At 47.6% G+C, this 14,325-nt stretch carries 14 protein-coding genes; 8 read left to right on the forward strand and 6 right to left on the reverse strand.

The window, feature by feature from the left end; genetic code table 11:
* Window positions 1-37: 37 nt before the first annotated feature.
* Window positions 38-1,963: a glycoside hydrolase family 172 protein gene (locus EJV45_RS00605; RefSeq protein WP_129713678.1), complete on the reverse strand. Its 1,926-nt coding sequence runs from the start codon at window positions 1,961-1,963 to the stop codon at window positions 38-40.
* A 139-nt stretch (window positions 1,964-2,102) separates the two neighbouring features.
* Here EJV45_RS00605 and EJV45_RS00610 point away from each other — a divergent pair, with 139 nt between their 5' ends.
* Window positions 2,103-2,711 (forward strand): LEA type 2 family protein, encoded by a 609-nt coding sequence (locus tag EJV45_RS00610; RefSeq protein WP_165304949.1) that lies wholly within the window; start codon window positions 2,103-2,105, stop codon window positions 2,709-2,711.
* Between the two features lie 42 nt (window positions 2,712-2,753).
* Here EJV45_RS00610 and infC read toward each other — a convergent pair whose 3' ends face one another.
* Window positions 2,754-3,323: a translation initiation factor IF-3 gene (gene infC / locus EJV45_RS00615; RefSeq protein ID WP_129713679.1), complete on the reverse strand. Its 570-nt coding sequence runs from the start codon at window positions 3,321-3,323 to the stop codon at window positions 2,754-2,756.
* Between the two features lie 365 nt (window positions 3,324-3,688).
* Between infC and EJV45_RS00620 the strand changes: the two genes are divergently transcribed.
* Both EJV45_RS00620 and EJV45_RS00625 read left to right on the forward strand, forming a co-directional pair.
* Window positions 3,689-3,922, forward strand: a complete 234-nt coding sequence (locus EJV45_RS00620) for a hypothetical protein (RefSeq protein WP_129713680.1) — start codon at window positions 3,689-3,691, stop codon at window positions 3,920-3,922.
* Between the two features lie 295 nt (window positions 3,923-4,217).
* On the forward strand, window positions 4,218-4,451 hold the full coding sequence (locus EJV45_RS00625; RefSeq protein WP_129713680.1) for a hypothetical protein: 234 nt from the start codon (window positions 4,218-4,220) through the stop codon (window positions 4,449-4,451).
* Between the two features lie 80 nt (window positions 4,452-4,531).
* Here EJV45_RS00625 and EJV45_RS00630 read toward each other — a convergent pair whose 3' ends face one another.
* Together EJV45_RS00630 and EJV45_RS00635 are read right to left on the reverse strand one after the other, a co-directional pair.
* Window positions 4,532-4,942: a hypothetical protein gene (locus EJV45_RS00630; RefSeq protein ID WP_129713681.1), complete on the reverse strand. Its 411-nt coding sequence runs from the start codon at window positions 4,940-4,942 to the stop codon at window positions 4,532-4,534.
* Between the two features lie 79 nt (window positions 4,943-5,021).
* Window positions 5,022-5,576 carry a hypothetical protein gene (locus EJV45_RS00635; RefSeq protein WP_129713682.1) on the reverse strand — a complete coding sequence of 185 codons (555 nt, stop codon included), beginning with the start codon at window positions 5,574-5,576 and terminating at the stop codon, window positions 5,022-5,024.
* A 156-nt stretch (window positions 5,577-5,732) separates the two neighbouring features.
* Here EJV45_RS00635 and EJV45_RS00640 point away from each other — a divergent pair, with 156 nt between their 5' ends.
* The 3 genes from EJV45_RS00640 (at window position 5,733) to EJV45_RS00650 (ending at window position 8,875) form a co-directional block, all read left to right on the forward strand.
* Window positions 5,733-7,511: an aromatic amino acid hydroxylase gene (locus EJV45_RS00640; RefSeq protein ID WP_129713683.1), complete on the forward strand. Its 1,779-nt coding sequence runs from the start codon at window positions 5,733-5,735 to the stop codon at window positions 7,509-7,511.
* 46 nt (window positions 7,512-7,557) lie between these two features.
* The gene (locus EJV45_RS00645) at window positions 7,558-8,259 is read left to right on the forward strand and encodes an SDR family oxidoreductase (RefSeq protein ID WP_129713684.1); all 702 of its coding nucleotides are present in this window, start codon (window positions 7,558-7,560) and stop codon (window positions 8,257-8,259) included.
* Window positions 8,260-8,347: 88 nt separating this feature from the next.
* Window positions 8,348-8,875, forward strand: a complete 528-nt coding sequence (locus tag EJV45_RS00650) for a C40 family peptidase (protein ID WP_129713685.1) — start codon at window positions 8,348-8,350, stop codon at window positions 8,873-8,875.
* Between the two features lie 699 nt (window positions 8,876-9,574).
* On the opposite strand, the gene EJV45_RS00655 is transcribed toward EJV45_RS00650, so the two are convergent.
* Together EJV45_RS00655 and EJV45_RS00660 are read right to left on the reverse strand one after the other, a co-directional pair.
* Window positions 9,575-10,471, reverse strand: coding sequence for a flavin reductase (locus tag EJV45_RS00655; RefSeq protein ID WP_129713686.1), 897 nt, complete (start codon window positions 10,469-10,471; stop codon window positions 9,575-9,577).
* 1 nt (window position 10,472) lies between these two features.
* The gene (locus EJV45_RS00660; RefSeq protein ID WP_129713687.1) at window positions 10,473-11,471 is read right to left on the reverse strand and encodes a fumarylacetoacetate hydrolase family protein; all 999 of its coding nucleotides are present in this window, start codon (window positions 11,469-11,471) and stop codon (window positions 10,473-10,475) included.
* Between the two features lie 330 nt (window positions 11,472-11,801).
* Here EJV45_RS00660 and EJV45_RS00665 point away from each other — a divergent pair, with 330 nt between their 5' ends.
* Together EJV45_RS00665 and hppD are read left to right on the forward strand one after the other, a co-directional pair.
* Complete coding sequence (locus EJV45_RS00665) at window positions 11,802-12,959, forward strand: homogentisate 1,2-dioxygenase (RefSeq protein ID WP_129713688.1); 1,158 nt, start codon at window positions 11,802-11,804, stop codon at window positions 12,957-12,959.
* A gap of 24 nt (window positions 12,960-12,983) precedes the next feature.
* Window positions 12,984-14,111 carry a 4-hydroxyphenylpyruvate dioxygenase gene (gene hppD / locus EJV45_RS00670; protein WP_129713689.1) on the forward strand — a complete coding sequence of 376 codons (1,128 nt, stop codon included), beginning with the start codon at window positions 12,984-12,986 and terminating at the stop codon, window positions 14,109-14,111.
* Window positions 14,112-14,325 lie beyond the last annotated feature (214 nt).

A 14,325-nucleotide genomic window follows, 5' to 3' on the forward strand; every position in this document is an offset into this window, starting at 1 on the left:
ACCTTACTCCTGATCGTTATGCCTGAACAGGTTCCACTCACTGGTTCTTCTTTTTAACCAGGATGAGCCGCCGCAGATGCAGCTTATTCTTCTGCTGGTCACGCTTAAAATGAAAAGTCAGGCTGTTTCTAAAATCGTCTACCACAATATCGCACAGGTAACGCATATGCTGGGCCTTTTTTACAGCACCCTGAAATGACAGATCTTTGCTAACTCGCGATTGCCGTTGCCAGACCGTAAGCTCGGCGCCGTCGGGCAGGTCATCTGCATCTGCAAACAACTTGTATTGACCAGATGGAAATTCCTGCAGGTCGATACGTACAGCTCCGCCATTTTTCGCCGTTATCGTCTCTCCGTCCATGAGCATTGCACCATTGAAACTAAAATTCATAAGTTGAGGGTAAAGCACCATTGTATCGGGAAGATACGTTCCGGTTGTGCGATTTGACGGTTGTTCGCTTGTAGCAAGCGGCTTATCTGCATAATAAAATGCCATCGATGTGTAGTCGCCGCGCTTGTTGTTGTTTTCAGGCCCGTGTTCAATTGTATGCCTGAAACTTTGATTGAACGGAATTTTATCTGTCAGGAAAAGCCGGTATCCGCCTGTCCGAGCAAAAGGCAATGAATAATCGAGTGAGCCGTGCAAGGGCAGACTCATCTTTCTGTCCCAGCGGTCGAGCAGCGCGTACCACCCACCATTAAAATAATCTTCAGAACCGGTACCATGAATGGTAAGTTTTCCGTCTGCAGTCGTCTGGTCATCTCCTTCGAAAAACAGGGTCATGCCAGGTTCCAAACCCTGGGCTTGTAAGATTGTTCCGGCATAGTGCCCTTTTCCCTTACCTTCAAGGAACAAATGGGGTTGGCCTGGCCGGGTAGGCTGCTCGCGGTTTCGGAACGCATAAAACCTTCCCTCCTTTGCCGGATCAAGACCTTGCGGCAGCACATATATCCGGCCTTTTACACGCAGGTTCTCTGAAAGACCGCTGTCTGGCTTCCGGGATAACAGTTCAACCCGCGCCTGTCCGGCAAACGGCATGGGAAAATAGCAATAATTCATATTGGCCCTGCTGCCCAGAAGGAGACTTTGCATCGAGGTCTGACCAAAGGCGTAGCCAAAAAAGTCGGCTACCGGGGCATAAACCGCCGGTTGTGGATCGCCATCCCAGGAGATTTTCAGATCGGCCTGCCGGTTTAATCCGGCGTAAGCCGAAGCCTGCTCCAGTTCGATCCCAACGATGCGGCCCGGCTTGTCAAGCGCAGCGAGTACAACTGAACCTCCTGCTGGTAGCTGCTGGTCGAAATTGATGGTTTGCAATGACTGATCTTTAAGCGCTGGCAGATTCTCGCGTACCGCCGACCACGTTTTTGCCAGCTGTTCCAGTGCCCCAGGCAAAGCCTTTTCAGCAGCATTAAATGTTCTGACCTTCGCTGCAGAAGGGAGCGTTCTATATTGAATCTGATAAAATTCCAGCTTTTTACCCCTGAAAACGATCTTGCATCCGTTTGAAAAAGGGATTGGCAGGTAACAGAAATACCCGCCCACCTGATTGCCTGTTAGCGGCGCGACAAATGGCGCAACAGTACCAGAAAAGAGATCTGAAAACCGGATAGACAATGCCGGTTTCTTTGCACCGTCAAAATAAAAGTCTACCAGGTCATCGGTTGGCGTGGGCGTCCAGATGCGGTTGATTACGCCCTTCCCTTTTGCTTCAAATATGACGAGGCTGCTGTCTTTTTCCTTCCGGATGAAGGAGTATTTACCGCTAAAACCATCATCGTTATTGCCGGTTCTGTCGTATGAGGAAAATTGGAGCACGCTGCTTTTATCACGATAAGTCGGGAGACGGGAAAACTGAGTGAGTTCGTCGAGCTCGGTCAATACGCTGATCTCTTCCTGCGCATACAACGTGAAGGGGACAACAATGAAAAACAAGGTACGTTTCAGAAAGGCTAATATCATCGGGCAGATTGTTTATACGTTTAAGCAAGTTAACTTATTTTTGTATTGATGGGGAAACTTTTTGAAAAAAAGCATTTCGGCATCGCCATTGCTTCGGTTTTCTGAACCGTGCTCTTCGGGGCACATAACTATACACACAATGAACTATATAAAAAAAATGGGTTTGCTGTTAGCAACTGCAGTTGTGTTTGCCGGCTGTGGCGTAAATCGCCAGGCACAGCAGGTCAAAACCCTGGAGAAATGCAGATATCGCCTCGTAAGTGCTGAAAACGTACGTGTAGCCGGTGCAGATGTGAGTTCGCTTATCCGGGGTGAACAATTAAACATAGGAAGCCTGCCCGGCCTGGCACTTGGCCTGTTGCGAAAGAATGTACCGCTCGATGCGCGTTTAAATCTCGAAGTAAGCAATCCTACCGGTAATACGGCAGCCATTAACCGCTTTGAATACAAAATTCAGGTAAACAGGCAGGATCTTGCGGAGGGAATGGTTAATAATGGTTTCAGCATAGCGCCGGGACAAACAATGGTCGTACCGGTTAATCTGACAAGCAACGTATACAATCTGGTAGCGAACGCCGACGTGGCCGACCGGGTGATCAAAGCGTTGCGAAAAAAATCGAAAGATAACGAGGTACTTGGGCTGCTTACCATAAAAATTAAGCCTACCATTATGCTGGGTAACACAGCGGTTACTTACCCCGGATACATTACAATTGATAAGGAGATCAGCAGCCAGATTCTGCTGTAAAAACACAGGGCTTGTTCTTTCAAACAAGCCCTCTTTATTTATTTATTTAGCTCCTGCTTTTGGTGCAAGGGTTAAAAACATCCTCTTTCCCTCCAGTTTAGGCATCAGCTCTACTTTCGCAAAATCTTCGAGCGCCTGCGCAAACTTCAGCAGAAGTATTTCTCCGCGTTCCTTATAGACGATCGCCCTGCCCCTGAAATGTACATAGGCCCGAACCTTCTCACCGTTTTCAAGAAACCCTTTGGCGTTTTTTAGTTTGAACTGAAAATCGTGGTCGTCGGTATTGGGGCCGAAACGGATTTCCTTAATTACAGTCTGTTTTGCATTTGCCTTAATGGCTTTCTGTTTTTTCTTTTGCTCGTAAAGAAACTTGCTGTAATCAACGATCCGGCAAACCGGCGGCTGGGCGTTCGGTGAAATTTCAACAAGATCGAGTTCCTGTGCCTCTGCCATGCGCCTTGCTTCGGCAAGCGGATAAATACCCTGCTCCACGTTTTCGCCGGTTACCCTGACTTCTGTAGCAGTGATGAATTCGTTAATGCGGTGTTCAGCTTCCTTCTTTTTAAAGGGCAAACGCGGGCCCCTGTTGGTGCTTCTTCTTTTTAATGCCAATATTTTTGATTTTAATGAATGTGACCTGGATCCCACCGGGAGAAGTGAGCTTGCCTCAGGTGTTGCAATACCCAACAGCAGGAAACAGATAAGGTTTCAAATATACGGAAAAAAATACCAAAATGCGGGGTTAAACGATAGCAATAGCGCCTGCAAAAATCAGCCTTCAACCTTCTAGAATACAGTGTTTTAAAAAAAACACAACCCAAAAGAATAGTGCATTCCGTATATGTTTTTGAAAATGAGCACATTACAAATCCTTTTGTTTTCAGGCTACGTTAATAACAATAACTGAGCAATCAGGAAAAAAACCTAAGGAGACGCCGAAAACCTAAAAGAGTAGGCAAAACTTAAAATCTACAGTTATGAAAATGCAAGAGTTAAATGCACAGGAAATGAAAGCAATCAATGGTGGCGGTCTGTTCGGAAACAGTGATTCTTCGAACTCATCAGGACTGATCGGAAACCTCGGAATCGGCAACCTGCTGTCATTCTCCACCCATACCAAAGACGGAGATGAAGAAAGCCAGTCATCATTTTCGCTGGGCGACGGCATCAGCCTCGACCTTGGCAGCATGTTTAACAACATGACCAGTTAATTAAATTTCGCTTAAATATTGAAACCCTGTCGGCAACGGCAGGGTTTTTTGCTTTTACGTAAGCACCGTACATTGCATTGTGACAAAAAAGTTTGCTTTTTTTTAAACTGTTAGGGTTTTGGGATAAACACAACAACAAGGGATAATGCATTCCATATATGTTTTTGATAATGAGTATATTATAAATCTATTGGTCCGGCGATTGCGTTAATGATTATAACTGAGCAATCAGGAAAAAAACCTAAGGAGACGCCGAAAACCTAAAAAGAGTAGGCAAAACTTAAAATCTACAGTTATGAAAATGCAAGAGTTAAATGCACAGGAAATGAAAGCAATCAATGGTGGCGGTCTGTTCGGAAACAGTGATTCTTCGAACTCATCAGGACTGATCGGAAACCTCGGAATCGGCAACCTGTTGTCGTTCTCGACACATACGAAAGACGGAGACGAAGAAAGCCAGTCATCATTTTCGCTGGGCGACGGCATCAGCCTCGACCTCGGCAGCATGTTTAACAACATGACCAGCTAATTAAATTTCGCTTAATATTGAAACCCTGTCGGCAACGGCAGGGTTTTTTTATGCATGTTTCAAAATACAAATCGACAGACCTAACTGAAAAGCCTGGTTTCGAGGTAGATGCCCAGATAAGAAGCGAAGCGCTGCTCAAAGCTGTCTTTCGGATAACGGTTTTCAGGCTTCCAGCTGCCGTGTTCTTTTCTAAGGCAGATTTTCGTGTGTTTGTCTTTGAGATAAAAGGTGTAAATCCCGCTGCGGCGGATGCTCAGATACCCGCCGATCTTAATGCCCTGAAAGGGAATTTCCATATAGGCATTGGCCCGGCTCCGGAAAAAATGTTTAGCGATAACCTGTTCTGAAAGGTAGACGGTTTGCTCGTCCAGCCAGCGGTCAGGCTGCAGGCAGAACCAGTTACGGTGCCGGTACCAGAGATTCGATACAAATATAACCACACCGAGAACCGGCAATACCGAAAATGAAAAAAGATAGACGCTCTGCAGCATACCGGGTGAAACTTCGTTATGCGAATTTAAACATCAGGATCGGCATGAAAAAGCCTGATCAAACCAATTTACCCAGGCTTTACATTTTTTGAAATTGCTTTCTGATTTGCTTTGCTTTAGCAAAAAACGCGATACTGTGGCTGCTTTCGAGAAAATCCAACGTATTTAAAAGTTCCTCCCGTATCCAGGGCTGCTGCACCGAGAAGTTGGCGAGAATTTGAATACAATGCGATTTAACGGCCACTGGCACCATGCCATCAAGGAGCCAGTCAAATACGGGCCGGGTCAGCATTTCCTGGTTTTCTAAAGTTAACTTATTGACTTTGCCTGTTTTCAGACGGCTAATCATAGTAAGGATTTTAGCAAAATGGCGTTGGGCCGAATGATTTTGCTGCCGTTCAAATCGGCGAATAAACGCGTCTGCCACTACGGCGAAAGAATCTGCATGGTGATAACAGAGATTTTCAAGAATCCAGGCCGCCCTGAATGCGACCTGAGGGTTAACGTCAAAACTGAGATCCAGCAGGAGTGCTGCCGCATGATTAGCTGCGACAGTACTGGCAAGGTGTTCTATTGCCTTTTTCGAAAGTGGTTTTGTAAGGGCGGCAAAGAGCGCTTCCTGTGTAAGATTCATATACCGGGGGCATGAACAACCGCTGATTTTGTGATTTTCGTAAAAATAGCTGATTGACATCATTTTTTACAAGCCGGAACGTTCCTATTTTTGGATTCCTTGGCCTAACGGCCTATTTTCGCAATAATCAGATTGATAATTTTTTAACCCGCAGCAATGAGTGCCTTTAATGATTTTAATAATCCGCAGGTGGCCCGTCTACCTAATCATCTCAAACAGTTCATTGTAGAGCAGCATTACGAAAAATACACGCCCATTGACCAGGCTGTGTGGCGTTACGTAATGCGGCAGAACTACAGTTATCTGAAAGATGTGGCTTATTATCCGTATATCAAAGGATTACAACGTGCGGGTCTCAGCATTGAGCGCATTCCTGATCTTCAGGTAATGAATGACAACCTGGGAAAAATCGGCTGGGGTGCCGTTACCGTCGACGGCTTTATTCCGCCTGCTGCGTTTATGGAATATCAGGCTTATCGCGTATTGGTCATAGCAGCAGACATCAGGCAACTGAATCATATTGAGTACACGCCGGCTCCTGACATCATTCATGAATCGGCCGGGCATGCACCAATTATTGCCGATACCGACTATAATAACTACCTGAGTTATTTCGGATCAATCGGTGCAAAGGCTATGTTTTCTTCGAAAGATTTTGAATTGTACGAGGCAATCCGCCACCTCTCGATCCTGAAGGAATCTACTGATGCAGGCGACCAGGAGATTGCGCAGGCTGAGAAGCACCTGAAAACTATTTCTGAAAACATGGGGGAGCCCTCCGAGATGGCCTTGTTAAGCCGTTTGCACTGGTGGACAGTCGAATATGGCCTGATCGGGACGCTGGAAAACCCAAAGATTTATGGTGCCGGTCTCCTCTCGTCAATAGGCGAAAGTTATACCTGCATGCAGCAGGATGTCAAAAAAATCTGGTACAACCTGGACACCATCAACTATCCGTATGACATAACACAGAACCAGCCGCAGCTGTTCGTTACACCAACGTTTCAAAATCTGATCGATGTTCTCGAAGCATTTGCAGATACCATGGCCTTCAGAAGAGGCGGTGCCGAAAGTATGGTAAAGGCTATTGAATGTAAAAATCCGGCAACGGCCGTTTACAGTTCGGGGCTGCAGGTCAGCGGCGTGTTCACTGATATGGGAATAGATCCGGAAGACCGGCTCACCTTCCTTAAAACGACAGGCGAAACGGCGCTTGCCTTTAACAATCAGGAACTGGAGGGGCATGGAAAATCCTACCATAAGGATGGCTTTTCATCGCCCGTAGGCAGGCTGAAAGGGATCAGTACACCGTTGGAAGATTTCTCTTCTGAACAACTGACAGCGGCGGGAATCCTGCCGTTTCAGCAGACATCACTGCATTTTGAAAGCGGGATCAGCGTAAGCGGAACGGTAAAGTACGTAACCCGCCGGGAGAATAAAATTCTCCTGATCGGCTTTACCGACTGCACTGTGCAGGATCATCTGGGAAATATTCTTTTCAGACCAGAATGGGGAATGTACGACATGGCTGTTGGCGAGCAGATTATATCTGTATTTAATGGTGCTGCAGACAAAGACCGTTTTGAAACGATTACACACGTAAGTGACAATTTAACTCAGAAAGTCATTTATGATGAGCCGATGCTCAGGCTGCATGAACTATATCGTCAGGTACGCAACTGCCGTGAAAATCAGGAAGGCTATGCTGAACTGCCTGCTATCTGGGAGCAGCTTAAGACAACATACCGGACCGACTGGCTTCTGCCGCTGGAGATCCTCGAGATCCTGCATTTTATGAAAATCAATCCGGAGCTTGAAAAAGAGATCCGGGTTTCGCTTGAGCTCCGTGCTTCAGTTGATCCGGATCATGCCAAATTGATCAATGATGGTTTTCACGTAATCGAAAATCCGGTTACACAATTAATGAACGAATAAAAATTTACGGCTTCCCGCATCTGCCGGGAGGCCTTACACCATACAAATGAATATAGTTATTACAGGCGCAAGCAGTGGTATTGGTTTCGAAACCGTACTGGAACTATCGCTTTCGCCGGCAAATAAGATCGTTGCAATAGCCCGGTCGGCCGAAAAACTGCGCAAGCTACTGGAAATTGCGAAGGGGCTTAGCCCTGACTGTACAGTTTTGCCCGTTGCTTTTGATATCGTGCACGATGATTATGCAGCACTTCTCCCCTTTCTGAAGCAGCATCTTGGAGAGATTGACATTCTGATCAATAACGCGGGTGCCCTGGTAAACAAACCTTTCTCTGAAACCAGCGAGGAAGACCTTGGCCAAATGCTTGAAAGTAATGTGATCAGCCATTTCAGGATGATAAAAAATACGTTTCCGCTGTTAAAATCAGGAAGTCACGTGGTAAATATCGGTAGTATGGGTGGCTATTCCGGCAGCGTCAAGTTTCCGGGACTCTCAGCTTATTCCGCAAGCAAAGCCGCATTACATACGCTGACTGAATGCCTGGCTTATGAGTATGCAGATACCGGGATTCGCTTCAACTGCCTGGCCCTGGGTTCGGCGCAGACAGAAATGCTGGAACAGGCCTTTCCAGGCTACCAGTCGCCGGTTATGGCCTTCGAAATGGGTAAATATGTAGCCGATTTTGCCCGGACGGCGCATAAGTTCTTTAACGGAAAAGTGCTGCCTGTTGCTGTTACAACACCTTGATAATCAGCAAAGATTATAACTCACACTATACAGGAATGTGGAAAAGTTCTGTTTGGCAGCCCGGCCTTAATTACTTATGTTTGTTTTAATGCTGAACAAACTACTTGTAATCTTGTTGCTCTCAGGCTTGGTTTCTATTCAGGCAAAATCGCAGTCACTGCAGGAGGTATATTACCAGAATGTAGTAACCAAGGTACTTGACAAAATCACAGGAAAGCGGGCAACCGCCGATGTAGTCCTCGACTTTGCAAAAGATCTTATCGGTGTACCGTACAGATATGCGTCAGGAAGCCCTTCTAAGGGATTTGACTGCTCAGGTTTTGTAACGTATGTTTTCCGCAATTTCGGTTTTAAGGTACCACGTTCGTCTCACGAATATGCGCGTGCCGGAAAACCGGTCAAACTTGCAGACGCCAAACCGGGCGATGTCATTCTCTTTACGGGCACCAACTCAAGGGTAAGACGCATCGGGCATGTAGGTATTATCACCTCGGTTTCGGGCGGAGAGGTCGAGTTTATTCATTCCAGTTCAGGTCGTGAAAAAGGTGTTACCATCACCAGTCTGAGCGAGGGCTACTACAAACGCCGCCTGATGAAGGTTGTAAGTCTGCTTTAATCAATCAATTTAATAATCTGCTCTCCGGCCTCCTGATCCCTGGAAGTTCATATGAGATCTTCGCCAGCCCGGCATCACGATCAGGGGAATGGCAGCAGTGCTGCGGCGGCTGAAGGGTTAGGCACCTGATTCTTTATTTTGGCTCGTGGCTCGACAAATAGTCTTCTGCGCCGCCATCTCATCCTTATTCCTTTTTCCTTGCCACCTGCGCGCCCAATCTTTGCATTTTCGACTTTTACCTTTCAGCTCAACAGGATCTTTCATTCCTGTGCCTTTTTCCTTGCCCGCCTGACTTCAAACTTTCTACTTTCAACTTTTAGTGTCTTTGTCCTGGTTCCTTTTTGTTTAGTCCAATTGGCGAACGTTCGAGCTACCCCTTCGCAGGAGATCCCTCGACGTTGCAATATTGAAAAAAAACGGACTGCGAAAACGCGCTTCGGAATGACGGCGTGGGGGACGTCAGTGGGGATTGGCGCCGTGAGGGTTTGAACTTTTCACTTTTAACTTTTAACTGAAAACCGTCATCAAAATCACTGCCTGTACGTGAAGCCCGCAGACAGAGAATACCGGGGGGGCTTGATTAAGAAGACTCAGGCAAATACTGCTTTGAGACTGTTCAGAACGATCTTATTCCATTCAGCCAATTTTTACCGGATAACAGTGATCCCTGACTCATGACGGGACTGGTGGTCTCCCCATCTAAATCGCGGCTAAAAGCACCACTTTAAGCGCTTCTTCTGCCTGACCGCCTTGCAGGTAGATCCGGGCCAGTTCATGCAGTTCCCGCTCGCGGTTCGCCGGATCGCCAATCGTTGCATCCAGGATGTCCTTTACTTCCTCCCGGCGGGCCATCGCCTCGATGGTCTCATCATCAGGAATTTTTGCGAGGTTTCCCAATAAACCCAGGTCGTTTCCCGTCAGCACATGCGATGTTCGCGCTGCCGCAGGCAAGGCGTCTACACCAATACCCATGGTAGTTAACGGCTTGGGCACTTTAAAAAGATTGTCTGCGGTGATGCGGCAATACCAGTCGCCCCCAAGCCGTGCCACCAGATCAATCTTTGCCTGATCAATCTTTCCCTCGTTATCAAGGATCTCCTCCCGGATGTGAATCCTTTTAATCTCAGCAATGACCAGGTTGCCTGCGCCATTGTTTTCGCCGAGGGGCAAAACCTGCGTAACCAGGCATTCAAGCTGTACAGGCGCTTCTGCAACGCGCGGTGGAGTAACGACATCGGAAGGCAGCATAGTAAAGCCTGCCTTTACAAATTCGTTCACACCACGCGCATATTCCGTACTGGCCAGGCTGGTCTGCTGTACCATCGCATAATCGACAATATTGATCACGCATTCTGCAACCTCCAGCACATTCTCCAGCGTATGTTTGATGGTATTGTCACGAACGCGCCGGGCCGGTGAGAACACACATACCGGCGGATTTGTACCGAAAAGGTTAAAAAAACTGAACGGGCTGAGATTTACATTTCCTGCGGCATCAATGGTTGATGCAAAACAGATTGGCCTGGGCGCAACAGCATACTGCAGGTAGTTTTGCAACGCTGCCGGCCCCAGTGTACCTGCGTCAAGGCTGAGCATATCAGGATTTTTTGCGTGCCAGGATTGAAAAATCAGCGTCTTCCTTCTTAATAATGTTGTGCAGTACACCAAGACCGGTAATCTCCATTTCAACCGTATCTCCATCCTGAAGCCACTGTACCGGGTAGGCCGGATCATGCAATAACCCTGTTCCGTTTAATTCAAGGAAACAACCTGTGCCGACCGTTCCTGAACCAATTACATCACCGGGAAGGATATCGGCCCCGTACGCACATCGCTCAATAATTTCAGCAAAGGTCCAGTCCATATCGGCCATTGAGCCTGACGACACTTCCTTACCGTTTACGCGGCAAGTCATCTTCAGATCGTAAGCAGCGCCCACATGTCCGGCCTTTGCCGGCACGCGATAGGCCTCCAGCTCATCAGGTGTAACCAGCCAGGGCCCGATCACCGTAGAAAAATCCTTTCCTTTGGCAGGCCCGAGATTTAATTTCATTTCCTCCATCTGTAAGGTGCGCGCACTCATGTCATTCATGATCATATATCCGGCAATATAACTGTCGGCCTCCTCAGCACGAATATTCCGGCCTTTGGTGCCAATAACTACGGCTACCTCAAGCTCAAAATCGAGTTTATCGAAATGGTCTGGCATGCAGCTGATCTCACCCGGACCCTGAACCGCATTGTGGTTGGTAAAATAAAAGATCGGATATTCATCAAATTCCGGGATCATGTCCACTTTCCTGTTTCTTCTTGCAGCCTCCACATGCTGCCTGAAAGCGTAACCGTCACGGCAGGAAGTAGGATGCGGAACCGGGGCAATCAGCTCGTAAAACACCTCTTCCTTTGCCTGTAATGCTCCCGAACGGATGTTATGGTCAACCAGTTTCGCGCGATCCATCAGGTCTGTGCCACCGGCAAGGAAATCAGCCATACGATCGGGCAGCTGTTTATCGCAGCTATGCAGGTTATAGATATGTCCGTCTATGAAAACGCCAAGGTGCTCAGTCTCTTCCGTTTTATACGATACTAGTTTCATACGCTTAGGTATTTGGTTAAATGATCGCGATAAAGCTAAGAAAAATTATGCAGGGCGTGCTGCAGTAGAATAAACCGGCGTGTTACCTGAGATTTTGTTGCCATTGAAAAAAACTTTACTTTAGTTACATGAACACGAAACCAGGCTGCTTGTACCTGAATCTGCCCGCCGAAGAAGGCCGGGCGGTTTACCGCAGCCGGATGCTGTCAAAACTCGTCTTCGCACAGTATTCTTAACTGTTAGCATTCCCATCTATTTTATCGCCTGCTGCAAACGTTAGCCAACGTTGCCTGTTTTCTTTTTAGAATTTTCTAACCAAATCCTGCATCTATGCCTGTTTATCATCAATTGGGTAAAATTCCGCCAAAGCGGCACACCATCTTTCGCAAACCTGACGGAGAACTGTATGCCGAAGAACTGGTATCTACCGAAGGGTTTTCAAGTTTATACTCGCTCGTTTACCACTGCCACCCGCCAACACTCGTCAAATCAATCGCTGAACCGTACAGTGTTGCCCCGCGCATTGCCCGCGAAAAACACCTAAAACACACCAGCCTGATCGGATTTAATATACCACCGCAAGATGACTACCTGGAAAGCCGGAAAGCGGTGCTGGTGAATTCAGATCTGCATATCATTCTTGCAGCGCCCCGCACATCCATGACGGATTACTTCTATAAAAACAGCGAGGCAGATGAAGTGATTTTTGTGCATGAAGGTTCCGGAACGCTGAAAAGCGGATTTGGCGAGCTGAAATTCGCTTATGGTGACTATCTGGTCATTCCGCGAGGAACAATTTATCAGCTGCATTTTGATACCGCAGAAAACAGGCTGCTTATTGTCGAAAGCTTCAGCCCGGTCCGCAGCCCGAAACGGTACCGGAACGCATTCGGGCAGTTGGAAGAACATTCACCGTATTGCGAGCGGGATATCAGACGCCCGGAAAACCTGCAGACGATCGACGAAAAGGGCGACTTCAGGGTTTTGATTAAAAAGCAGGGGCTTATCTACCCTTATGTGTACGGCACGCATCCCTTCGATTATATCGGCTGGGATGGCTTTCACTACCCCTGGGCCTTGTCGATCCACGACTTTGAGCCGATAACCGGACGTTTGCACCAGCCGCCTCCGGTACACCAGACCTTTGATGCGCATAACTTTGTGATCTGCTCTTTTGTGCCCCGCAAGTATGACTACCACCCGCAGTCTATTCCGGCACCATATAACCACAGCAATGTCGACAGCGATGAAGTGTTGTATTATGTAGACGGCGATTTTATGAGCAGGAAAAGTGTTGTCAGGGGCCAGATCACACTGCACCCCGGAGGCATACCGCATGGCCCGCATCCCGGCACCGTTGAGAAATCGATCGGTCAGGAATCTACGCAGGAACTCGCCGTTATGATAGACTCATTCCGGCCGCTTATGATTACCGAAGATGCCCTGGGCATTGAAGACGAGAACTACCACAAAAGCTGGATCAGTTAATTGAAAACATCCTATTTAGATAATATGACACAAACCTTTGCAGAAAAAATAGCCCATGCGCAGGATTTCCTGCCCATCAACGGCACAGACTATGTTGAATTTTATGTGGGCAATGCAAAACAGGCCGCCCACTACTATAAAACTGCCTTTGGCTTCCAATCACTCGCTTATGCAGGTCCTGAAACCGGGCTGCGCGACCGGGCATCTTACGTGCTTCAGCAAGGCAAGATCCGCCTTGTGCTCACCACGGCATTGAAATCAGACCACCCGATAAGTGAGCATGTTCGTAAACACGGTGACGGTGTAAAAGTGCTGGCCCTCTGGGTCGATGATGCGTTTAAAGCTTTCGAAGAGACCACAAAACGGGGAGGCCGGCCTTACCAGGAGCCACTGGTTCTCAATGATGAATCGGGGGAACTGCGTATGGCGGGCATTTACACCTATGGCGAAACCGTCCACATGTTTATCGAACGCAAAAACTATCACGGGGTATTTATGCCCGGCTACCGCGCATGGGAAAGTGAGTACAACCCGGAAGATGCAGGCCTGCTTTATATTGACCATTGCGTAGGTAACGTAGGCTGGAACCGCATGAACGAAACGGTTGAATGGTACGAAAAAGTTATGGGGTTTGTGAATATCCTTTCTTTTGACGACAAGCAGATCAATACCGAGTATTCAGCACTGATGAGCAAGGTGATGAGCAACGGTAACGGGTACTCGAAGTTTCCGATCAATGAACCGGCCGAAGGCAAGAAAAAGTCGCAGATTGAAGAATACCTCGAGTTTTATGAAGGGGAAGGTGTGCAGCACATCGCGGTAGCCACGAATGATATTGTAAAAACGGTCCGTGCACTTCGCTCAAGGGGTGTTGAATTTTTGAGTGCTCCGCCAGAGGGGTATTACAATATGCTCCCCGAGCGTGTAGGCAGGATCGAAGAAGAACTGGCACCGCTGCGCGAGCTCGGGATCCTGGTTGATTGTGATGAAGAAGGGTATTTACTGCAGATCTTTACTAAATCGGTCGAGGACAGGCCTACTTTGTTTTTTGAAATTATCCAGCGCAAGGGAGCGCAATCGTTCGGCGCGGGAAACTTCAAAGCACTGTTTGAGGCGCTTGAGCGCGAGCAGGAACTGCGCGGAAATCTATAAACAATTACTTGCTTTGCCAGGAGGGCCGGTCTGCACAAGACCGGCCATTTTGCTAATGTTTGTACGCGGTGCGCCCTGCTTCCGCTCCATTCACAGTAAAATTCGGAATGTTCAAAAGTTCGTCAAGGAAAACATTTCAGCGTGTTCGTGGTTGATTTGAAGACATCAGGTGGGACCGGCAAACTGTTGCAGGCATCCGCTGTCCACAATACGC

Source organism: Pedobacter sp. SYP-B3415 (assembly GCF_004138205.1).
Taxonomy (GTDB): Bacteria; Bacteroidota; Bacteroidia; order Sphingobacteriales; family Sphingobacteriaceae; genus Pedobacter.

Excerpts from the sequence above, each read along its gene's own strand:
- EJV45_RS00625 (WP_129713680.1), top strand. The coding sequence starts at position 4,218 with ATGAAAATGCAAGAGTTAAATGCACAGGAAATGAAAGCAATCAATGGT.
- EJV45_RS00655 (WP_129713686.1), bottom strand. The coding sequence starts at position 10,471 with ATGCTCAGCCTTGACGCAGGTACACTGGGGCCGGCAGCGTTGCAAAAC.
- EJV45_RS00645 (WP_129713684.1), top strand. The coding sequence starts at position 7,558 with ATGAATATAGTTATTACAGGCGCAAGCAGTGGTATTGGTTTCGAAACC.
- EJV45_RS00640 (WP_129713683.1), top strand. The coding sequence starts at position 5,733 with ATGAGTGCCTTTAATGATTTTAATAATCCGCAGGTGGCCCGTCTACCT.
- hppD (WP_129713689.1), top strand. The coding sequence starts at position 12,984 with ATGACACAAACCTTTGCAGAAAAAATAGCCCATGCGCAGGATTTCCTG.
- EJV45_RS00665 (WP_129713688.1), top strand. The coding sequence starts at position 11,802 with ATGCCTGTTTATCATCAATTGGGTAAAATTCCGCCAAAGCGGCACACC.
- EJV45_RS00650 (WP_129713685.1), top strand. The coding sequence starts at position 8,348 with ATGCTGAACAAACTACTTGTAATCTTGTTGCTCTCAGGCTTGGTTTCT.
- EJV45_RS00635 (WP_129713682.1), bottom strand. The coding sequence starts at position 5,576 with ATGAATCTTACACAGGAAGCGCTCTTTGCCGCCCTTACAAAACCACTT.
- EJV45_RS00620 (WP_129713680.1), top strand. The coding sequence starts at position 3,689 with ATGAAAATGCAAGAGTTAAATGCACAGGAAATGAAAGCAATCAATGGT.
- EJV45_RS00660 (WP_129713687.1), bottom strand. The coding sequence starts at position 11,471 with ATGAAACTAGTATCGTATAAAACGGAAGAGACTGAGCACCTTGGCGTT.
- EJV45_RS00630 (WP_129713681.1), bottom strand. The coding sequence starts at position 4,942 with ATGCTGCAGAGCGTCTATCTTTTTTCATTTTCGGTATTGCCGGTTCTC.
- EJV45_RS00605 (WP_129713678.1), bottom strand. The coding sequence starts at position 1,963 with ATGATATTAGCCTTTCTGAAACGTACCTTGTTTTTCATTGTTGTCCCC.
- EJV45_RS00610 (WP_165304949.1), top strand. The coding sequence starts at position 2,103 with ATGAACTATATAAAAAAAATGGGTTTGCTGTTAGCAACTGCAGTTGTG.